Origin of the sequence: Pseudonocardia pini (assembly GCF_013870575.1) — a bacterium.
GTDB classification, from domain to species: domain Bacteria; phylum Actinomycetota; class Actinomycetes; order Mycobacteriales; family Pseudonocardiaceae; genus Pseudonocardia; species Pseudonocardia pini.
Map to the genome: position 1 here is coordinate 1 of NZ_JACBXB010000947.1, position 1,845 is coordinate 1,845.

At 73.2% G+C, this 1,845-nt stretch carries 2 protein-coding genes; one reads left to right on the top strand and one right to left on the bottom strand.

The window, feature by feature from the left end:
- Positions 1–286: 286 nt before the first annotated feature.
- Positions 287–1,441 (top strand): macrolide family glycosyltransferase, encoded by a 1,155-nt coding sequence (locus tag H5J29_RS31165; protein WP_181784518.1) that lies wholly within the window; start codon positions 287–289, stop codon positions 1,439–1,441.
- Positions 1,442–1,523: 82 nt separating this feature from the next.
- Here the strand turns inward: H5J29_RS31165 and H5J29_RS31170 are convergent.
- A partial coding sequence (locus H5J29_RS31170; RefSeq protein ID WP_281376149.1) for a VOC family protein occupies positions 1,524–1,845 on the bottom strand: 322 nt, incomplete at its 5' end.

Consider the following 1,845-nt stretch of genomic DNA (forward strand, 5'->3'; position numbering starts at 1 on the left):
GCAGGAGGCGGTGGGCGGACCATTCGGCGACGGCGGCCCGCATATCGCGCAACAGACTCACTCGCGAATCGTAGCGACACATCTCACTTGATCAGGTGACTCGTGAGCCGATCGGTCGACTCGGCGCGACGGCAGGTGTAGCGCACCGTGATCGAAAACCGACTGGCGCCCGTCGGTACCGTGGGAACCATGATCCAACAGCTCTACGGCTGACGAGCGGTCGCCCGACCCCGCCGAGCGCGGGGTCCCCGGCATGTCCGCACCCGTATCGAGCACTGGAGCACTCATGGCCCACATCCTCATGGCAGGCGTCGGCGCGCACGGCCACACCAACCCTCATCTCGGCGTCGTCGCGGAGCTGGTCGAGCGGGGACACCGCGTCGACTGGGTCATCCCGGCGGGGTTCGCCGAGACCGTGGCGGCGACCGGCGCGCAGCCGCTCGTCGTCGACTCCGCGACGCCCGACGAGACCGCGGGCGAGCAGTGGCCGGTCGATCCCGTCCGCGGCACCGAGATCTTCCTCGACGAGCTGGAGCAGGTGTTCCCGCAGGTCGAGCAGGCCCTGGCGGCGGATCTCCCGGACCTGGTCCTCTACGACATCGGCGGCTACGCGGGCCGTGCGCTGGCCGAGCGCCATGGCCTCCCGCTCGTGCAGCTCTCGGCCGCGATGGTCGCCTGGGAGGGCTTCGAGGAGGACCTGGCAGCAGACCTCGCCTTCCGCGCCGAACCCGCGTACCTGGCCTACCAGGAGCGGTTCGCGGCCTGGCTCGCGGCGCACCGGATCGCGCTCACGCCGGACGAGTTCACCGGCCGCCCGCCGCGCTGCCTCGTGCTGATCCCGAAGGCCATGCAGCCCTTCGCCGACCGGGTCGACCCGGAGCGGTACGTGTTCGTCGGCCCGTCACTGGACCGGCGCACGGGCGAGTGGCCCGCCTCGGCGGAGCCGCTGGTCCTGGTCTCGTTGGGGTCGAACTACACCGACCACCCGGAGCTCTACCGGGCCTGCGCCGAGGCGTTCGCGCCACTGGGGTGGCGGGTGGTGATCGCGCACGGCAACCACGTCACGGCGGAGGAGGTCGCTCCCGTGCCCGCGGGGGTCGAGCTGCACCGGTGGGTGCCGCAGTTCGCGGTGCTCGGCCGGGCGAGCGCGTTCGTGACCCACGCCGGGATGGGCGGCTGCGCGGAGGGCCTCTACCAGGGCGTCCCGATGATCACCGTGCCCCAGGCCGTCGACCAGTTCGGCAACGCGGCCACCCTGGAGGCCCTCGGCGTCGGCAGGCAGGTGGCCACCGGGGCGAGCCCGGCGGAGCTCCGCGCGGCCCTCGAGTCGCTGACCTCGCCGGAGGTGGCGGCCCGCACCGCCGCTCTCCGTGACGAGGTGCGGGCCGAGGGCGGCGCGAGGGCTGCGGCGGACCACGTCGAGTCCCTCCTGCACCCCTGACCCACCGCCGAGATGAACGTCAGTGCTGTCGAGAGCATGATCGAACAGCACTGACGTTCATCTCGGCGCCGGGGGTGGCGGGTCAGAACTCGACGAGCCAGAACGGTGCGCCCTGGTCGTCCGTGCAGTCGGCGGAGGTGCCGTAGCCGGCGAAGGCGGGGTCGGTCGCGGTGCCGCCCGCCTCGCGGACCCGCGTGACGGCGTCCCGGACGTCGGGCACCGCGAACATCGGGACGGCGACGGCGGCGGGGCCCTCGGCCAGGCCCACCGCCAGCCGCGGGTCGCCCCCCGCGACCCGGACGTTCCAGTTCCCCTGCTCCCGGCCGGGGACGAAGGTCCAGCCCAGGACGGTGCCGTAGAAGGCGCGGGCCCGGGTGGTGTCCGAGAACCGCAGCACGGCGTAG

Coding starts and splice junctions, on each gene's coding strand:
- H5J29_RS31165 (WP_181784518.1), top strand. CDS start 287: ATGGCCCACATCCTCATGGCAGGCGTCGGCGCGCACGGCCACACCAAC.